The sequence below is a fragment of the Pelistega indica genome, assembly GCF_000506865.1.
Lineage (GTDB): Bacteria > Pseudomonadota > Gammaproteobacteria > Burkholderiales > Burkholderiaceae_B > Taylorella > Taylorella indica.
In genome coordinates this window covers 1-6922 of sequence record NZ_AYSV01000123.1, presented here as the reverse complement: position 1 = coordinate 6922, position 6922 = coordinate 1, and the positions used below count along the sequence as shown (strand labels likewise).

Annotated in this window: 5 protein-coding genes and 1 CRISPR repeat array; all 5 genes read left to right on the top strand. The window is 38.0% G+C overall.

Annotation, left to right across the window (positions count from 1 at the left end):
* Nucleotides 1–158 precede the first annotated feature (158 nt).
* Genes csm3 through cas6 form a run of 5 tightly spaced genes read left to right on the top strand, consistent with a single transcriptional unit; the run spans nucleotide 159 to nucleotide 4434 of the window.
* Nucleotides 159–860, top strand: coding sequence for a type III-A CRISPR-associated RAMP protein Csm3 (csm3, locus tag V757_RS0115110; protein ID WP_031274858.1), 702 nt, complete (start codon nucleotides 159–161; stop codon nucleotides 858–860).
* 11 nt (nucleotides 861–871) lie between these two features.
* The gene (csm4, locus tag V757_RS26080; protein ID WP_023952945.1) at nucleotides 872–1840 is read left to right on the top strand and encodes a type III-A CRISPR-associated RAMP protein Csm4; all 969 of its coding nucleotides are present in this window, start codon (nucleotides 872–874) and stop codon (nucleotides 1838–1840) included.
* Complete coding sequence (csm5, locus tag V757_RS26075; RefSeq protein ID WP_023952943.1) at nucleotides 1837–2676, top strand: type III-A CRISPR-associated RAMP protein Csm5; 840 nt, start codon at nucleotides 1837–1839, stop codon at nucleotides 2674–2676. Before csm4 ends, csm5 begins: the two co-directional genes overlap by 4 nt.
* A 6-nt stretch (nucleotides 2677–2682) precedes the next feature.
* Nucleotides 2683–3480: a cell envelope integrity TolA family protein gene (locus tag V757_RS26070; RefSeq protein WP_023952941.1), complete on the top strand. Its 798-nt coding sequence runs from the start codon at nucleotides 2683–2685 to the stop codon at nucleotides 3478–3480.
* Between the two features lie 6 nt (nucleotides 3481–3486).
* The gene (gene cas6 / locus V757_RS26065) at nucleotides 3487–4434 is read left to right on the top strand and encodes a CRISPR system precrRNA processing endoribonuclease RAMP protein Cas6 (RefSeq protein ID WP_023952939.1); all 948 of its coding nucleotides are present in this window, start codon (nucleotides 3487–3489) and stop codon (nucleotides 4432–4434) included.
* 78 nt (nucleotides 4435–4512) lie between these two features.
* Nucleotides 4513–6875: a CRISPR direct-repeat array (repeat unit 36 nt; unit sequence ATTTAAGAAAAGCCCCGATGATTAGGGGATTAAGAC).
* Nucleotides 6876–6922: the final 47 nt, after the last annotated feature.

Below are 6922 nucleotides of genomic sequence, written 5' to 3'. Positions count from 1 at the left end.
TCAGCTCATCAAGGAAGRATGTGCTGTGGGCAGAACACCCATAGAAACATTGATTGATGGTAAACAGATTTGGAACAGCAAAAAGCATGAGCTAAATCTAATCTGACAGACACCGCTTGTCAAACGGGGAACTGTCAGATGAAGTCTGAACTTCTACAATTTATCGTATCCAAGCAACATTAACGTTACAAAGTGGCTTACATATCGGAGGTGGGGATACAGAGATTCATATTGGCGGTATTGATAATGCAGTAATTAAGCACCCGTTAACGAATGAACCTTATATTCCAGGTAGCAGTTTGAAAGGCAAAGTACGTAGTTTGTTGGAGTGGCGTAGTGGAGTGGTACAAGAAGCACCATTGGCAAAAAAAGACTTTTTTTCAGCGAAAAAAAATGGTAATGAAAATCAAGCACGTGAAGTCAAGCATATTTTGCAAATTTTTGGTGCTAGTGGTGATGCTAACGATAGTGAGTTTTCTGCAGAAATTGGTCATACTAGGGTGTCTTTTTGGGATTGCTTAATAGATAAAGAGTATTTGAACTTTTTACAAGAAAATAATCTCCCTTATACAGAAGCCAAAACAGAAAACAGTATTAATCGTATTTCAGGAACGGCGAGTAATCCTCGTCAAACAGAGAGAGTACCAGCTGGGACTCAGTTTAGTTTTACATTGTCATTCAAACAGTTTGAAGGTGATGATGAGGCATTGCTTAATACTTTATTAAAAGGATTGAAATTGCTAGAGTGGGATAGTCTAGGAGGATCAGGCTCTCGAGGTTATGGCAAGATTTCGTTTAGTCAATTAACCATTAATGGTGAAGATGCTCAGCAAAAATTTGATGAAATCCAGCCTTTCTAAGTAGGTCTTTTATGATAGGATACAAAATAATTCTACAGCCGAAAACAGCTTTTGGGACACCATTGGTGGGTGATACTCTATTCGGACAGCTATGTTGGGCATTAAGAGAACGGTTTGGTATTGAGTATTTGCAACGAAGTTTAGCAGGTTATACTCAAGGTAATCCATTTATGATTGTGTCTGATGCTATGCCTGAAGGCTATGTACCGTTGCCACACTTACCATCATTGTATTGGAGTGAGGGTGAGGAGCGTGATCGTAAAAAGCTTAAAAAATTGCAGTGGCTGCCAGAGCAAGCATTATCACGACCTAGTGAACAATGGCAGAACTATGCTAAGTCAGATAAGCATATTAGTGTAAATTATGACTTAATGAGTAAACATATGCAAATGCATAATACTATTAATCGTCAAACGCATACAACCAGTGCAGGTAATCAATTTGCACCGTATAGTAATTATCAGCTCTGGTTTGCACCAGAGAGTAAGTGGCAAGTATTTGTATTACTGGACAATTCAACATTACCTATTGAACAGTTACAACAGGCATTAAATGATATAGGACAAATGGGTTACGGACGAGATGCTACTGTAGGGCTTGGTAAGTTTGATATTGTGTCGTGTGAAGAGACCCCTTTATTTAATCAAACAGGTAATGCCGTTTTTACATTAGCACGAGCGTGTCCTCAGGGGCTACCATTTGATAGTGCATTTAGTTTTTATCAGACAGAAACACGATTTGGTCGTCATGGTAATGTAGAAGCTATTAAAGGAAATCCATTTAAAAAACCAATATTAATGGCAAAAACAGGTGCTGTATTTTCAACGAATACTACACGATATGTAGGTCAGGGTATTGGCAAGATATCTATGTCTCAAATAGAAGCTGTTCATCAAGGGTATGCGCCAGTAATTTCCTTTGCGATGAATACAAAACGCTTAGAAATATTATCTTGCACAGTATCAACGGAGACATTATGAGTGACTTTTTAAAACACTATCAATTGGTATTGACACCTTTGTCACCTATACATCTAGGCATAGGTGAAGATTATGAAGTAACTAACTATGTTATAGATGATGGCTTTATGTACGTTTTTGAACCATCAAGAGTAGCCTTAACAGAACAACAGCGAAAAACTTTAAAAAGTAGTGCTACAGATTTACTAAAGCTCCAAAAATTTTTTAAAGATAATAAAGATTTGTTTAAACCGCATGCACACCGTCTGGTGGCAGTTACGTCTGGTATTCAGCAGGAATATACTAATTATTTAGATAACATACCTGCTCTAAACGAGCCTAAGAACATGCAAATTCAACGCTCTGCGTATGAGAGTCATACGCTAAATAATTTTATTCCAGGAAGTGCTATCAAAGGGATGATAAGAACGGCTGTATTAGAAGCGTTATCTGGCAACAAGCCAGAATTAACGCTTGCTCAAAAGGCTGATCTCTCAAGGAAATACACGAACTTTGAAAAAGGATTAATAGGTAGCTTTTCATCAGATGCTATGCGTGCATTGAAAGTTTCTGATTTGTCAGCACAAAATAATTTTGTAGCTAGTAATATTCAATTTGCTATAAATCGTAAAAAAAATATAGGAGTGCCTTCTCATGCACCAGTAGTGCGTATAGAAAGTATTGTTATGGGGCAATATAGAGCATTTACAGGTACAAGTGTTATGCAACAATTTTCTTCTGAATTGGGGCAACGAGTTAATAAACCCTTAGAAGTATTACCTCGTACAATAGCAAAAAATACGGATTTATCATCCATGGCTAAAGCTACTAATTTGTATCATTACTCTCGATTTTAGTAAGAGATGAAATTATTAGTAGAATTAGATTGTGTAGATGATAATTGGTTATCTAGTACAAAAATATTATTGGAGAGTTTGAAGCCAGCGATGGCAGAAGGTAGAATTATGTTAGTTCGCCTGGGAAAATACGGTGGAGCAGAGAACAAGACAATAAAAAAACTTGCTCATATTAGGATAAAACCATCAAAAGGAGCTGCTTTTTTTGCTCAAGAAACTTTAACAGTATGGTTAGCATCAGACTCCCAATCTAAAAATGCTCAAAAAATGCTCCCATTTGGTTGGGCAATTATAGAGATTAATCCACAAGGTGATAACAGAGCTCTTAAGGCATGGTGTGAAAAAAACCACTCTTCGCTTAATAGGATTAAGCAGGTACATCAAAAATGGGAGCAGGATAGATTTCATGAAATTGAACAACAACAAGCACAATTGAAAAAGGAGCAAGAGGCTGAACAGCAGCGGAAAAAAGAGGAAGAAGATAGAATAGCAAAAGAGTTGGCACAAAAACAAGAACAGCAAGCAAAACGTGCTGCTATGTCAGAAGGAACATTATGTGTGGATAATATCAAATTATTATTTGAAAATTTCACATATAATCTGCGTAATCAATCAGAAAATGATGCTAAATTTTCTGAGCTCAAAGAAGCATTGATAGTGGCTCAACAATTTTCATTAAATGAAAAGCAGATTGTTGTTAATGAGTTGGCTTATAAAAAACTTGCAGCTATTGCAAAAGGATTATTGGTGGGAAATAAAGAGAAAGAAATAAAATCTCTTTTACAGCAATTGCGAGAAGCTTAAACATTTATGAATCCATTAAATCTACCCTTAGAGCTTCCTATTGCTCGGTATCGGTTTGACTTTAGGGTTACCTCTCCCATGTTGTTACCTGTTTATGCTGGTTCAACATTGAGAGGTGTATTTGGTCATGCTTTGAGAAGAGTTGCTTGTATGACCAAAATGGAAGACTGTCATATCTGTCCACTACAACGAACTTGCCCATATACTAATATTTTCCAAATGTCTGAAAAACAGGAGTTAGGGCATAGTCAAAAACATACTCCACCCAATCCTTATATCTTAGAAGCATCAGAAGATCAAAAACGACACTATCAGCCAGGAGAAATATTGACATTTCATTTGGTTTTAGTGGGGGCTGCTAGAGGACAGTTAGCACTCATTACCTTCGCTTTACAGCAAGCGATGCAAAAAGGTGTCGGTGCTCAGCAAGGGACTGCGGTTCTAGATAAAGTATGGGTAGAGAATAATCAACAATGGGAGCTCATTTATTCACCAGAGCTACAGGTATTACAAAACCATATTAATACTATTACATTGCCGCAAGCGTATTCTTCACATGTATTGCTCACCATCAAAACACCGATGAGAATACAAAGCCAAGGATCAGGATTAGGGGTTGAAAAAATCACTGCTCGTCATTTATTAATACAAGTATTGAGACGTGTGCAAACAATATCGTCTTTGTATATGCAAGTCAATTTTGAGCTGAATCAGGATACATTGCAACAAATTGACAATGTTCAATCTGAATGCCATTTGAAGTGGCAAGACTGGAAACGTTATTCCAATCGTCAACAAAGAGAAATGATATTGGGTGGTATAATAGGCGAGTGGGAGCTATTGAATATACCCGTTGAATTTAGTCAATTATTGTATATAGGGCAATGGTTGCATATAGGCAAACAAACAGTCTTCGGACATGGTCGGTATGTATTGCAAGAAGTAAAAAAATGATTAACTTTGTAATAAACAAAAAAATTGGAAAACAGTATTTTAATTTATTGAAAAATAAAGAAAAATAGAGTAGTTGCTATTTAAGAAAAGCCCCGATGATTAGGGGATTAAGACAACATTCTAGCTTGCAACTCTTGCAGTTGCTGGTATTTAAGAAAAGCCCCGATGATTAGGGGATTAAGACCCCTCACTGCCAGCCTTATTCATGAAGACGGGTTTATTTAAGAAAAGCCCCGATGATTAGGGGATTAAGACCTCCCCACGGGCTAGGATACAATAGATATCACTATATTTAAGAAAAGCCCCGATGATTAGGGGATTAAGACCTGCATTGCGCTGTTAAAGAGCATTTTGCTACATGATTTAAGAAAAGCCCCGATGATTAGGGGATTAAGACTCTGCAGACTGGCGCCCGTCTGCATACTCTACATTTAAGAAAAGCCCCGATGATTAGGGGATTAAGACGAAGTTTTTGGGGCTGTTTCCACATTTCGCCGTTAGATTTAAGAAAAGCCCCGATGATTAGGGGATTAAGACGCTTGATTATTTTCAAATTTTTGAGTTTTTACAGAATTTAAGAAAAGCCCCGATGATTAGGGGATTAAGACACTGCTAACTTCAGATAAAGCTAGAAGTTCGATTTATTTAAGAAAAGCCCCGATGATTAGGGGATTAAGACTAATATATTATATTATAATATAATAGGGTTAGAAATTTAAGAAAAGCCCCGATGATTAGGGGATTAAGACGGAGTAGCTATGGCTAGTTTTACAATATAATCCCAATTTAAGAAAAGCCCCGATGATTAGGGGATTAAGACCGCTAGCCAGTGCGTGAATTTGTTGTTTTTCCATTTAAGAAAAGCCCCGATGATTAGGGGATTAAGACTGCGTCTTCCCGCGCGAGAGAGGGTACAAACCCAAATTTAAGAAAAGCCCCGATGATTAGGGGATTAAGACCCATTTTTCGACGCGCATTTAATGCGTGTTTTTTCGATTTAAGAAAAGCCCCGATGATTAGGGGATTAAGACCTACTTAAAAGACAAGTTAAACGTACTGCTGTTTAAATTTAAGAAAAGCCCCGATGATTAGGGGATTAAGACGACCAACTGCTTATGGTAGTTTTCGGGCAAGTCCATTTAAGAAAAGCCCCGATGATTAGGGGATTAAGACGTAGCTGCTAACACTGCGCCGCATCGCGCTGTTAAATTTAAGAAAAGCCCCGATGATTAGGGGATTAAGACGGCGCCATGCTTCACCGTTATTCGTTGGTGTAGCGATTTAAGAAAAGCCCCGATGATTAGGGGATTAAGACTAATAGCCGCCTCTGACTTGTTGGGGTTTACGGGATTTAAGAAAAGCCCCGATGATTAGGGGATTAAGACAGCTGGGCGTTAGCGTTATAGGACGATACCTCGATTTAAGAAAAGCCCCGATGATTAGGGGATTAAGACTGACACGGGCGACGATTAGGGTGACTAAAGTATGCATTTAAGAAAAGCCCCGATGATTAGGGGATTAAGACCCTCTTTAACCTCGACGTAAAAATCTATGTCATTTAAGAAAAGCCCCGATGATTAGGGGATTAAGACCGATTAACTGCTTACGGTGTTTTTCGGGTAAATCCATTTAAGAAAAGCCCCGATGATTAGGGGATTAAGACTTTTACGGTTTCCGTTGCTTTCCTCTTCATCTTATTTAAGAAAAGCCCCGATGATTAGGGGATTAAGACCTTAAGCCTACATCTTGCATCACGATTTTAAAGAGCAATTTAAGAAAAGCCCCGATGATTAGGGGATTAAGACATATATGGCGTGCATGCTTACTTCATCGCTTGCAAATTTAAGAAAAGCCCCGATGATTAGGGGATTAAGACAATAGACAAGTCAAACTATACTACTGTTTGACTTTGAGATTTAAGAAAAGCCCCGATGATTAGGGGATTAAGACGCTACGTGCTGAGTCAAGTTGATTATCTCCATGGATTTAAGAAAAGCCCCGATGATTAGGGGATTAAGACTTGGCAAAATTATGGCGTTTTTTCGCTAATGTACTATTTAAGAAAAGCCCCGATGATTAGGGGATTAAGACAGTCTAATATTAGGTTTTCGATCTCTTTCTCATTTAAGAAAAGCCCCGATGATTAGGGGATTAAGACTTGCTAGCTTTTCTGTTTACTAGCTTTTTTTGCAAATTAAGAAAAGCCCCGATGGTTAGGGGATTAAGACTTCAGTTAAAACTTCTAAATTTTTTTGCGTATTTAATTAAGAAAAGCCCCGATGGTTAGGGGATTAAGACTGCTAGCTTTTCTGTTTACTAGCTTGCTTTGCAAGCTATTAAGAAAAGCCCCGATGGTTAGGGGATTAAGACTAGAGGGTTGACGCCATTGTTCGCCGTTAGCCATAGATTAAGAAAAGCCCCGATGGTTAGGGGATTAAGACACTATGAATATTCAGCTATACAGCTGAGTGAGGTAGATTAAGAAAAG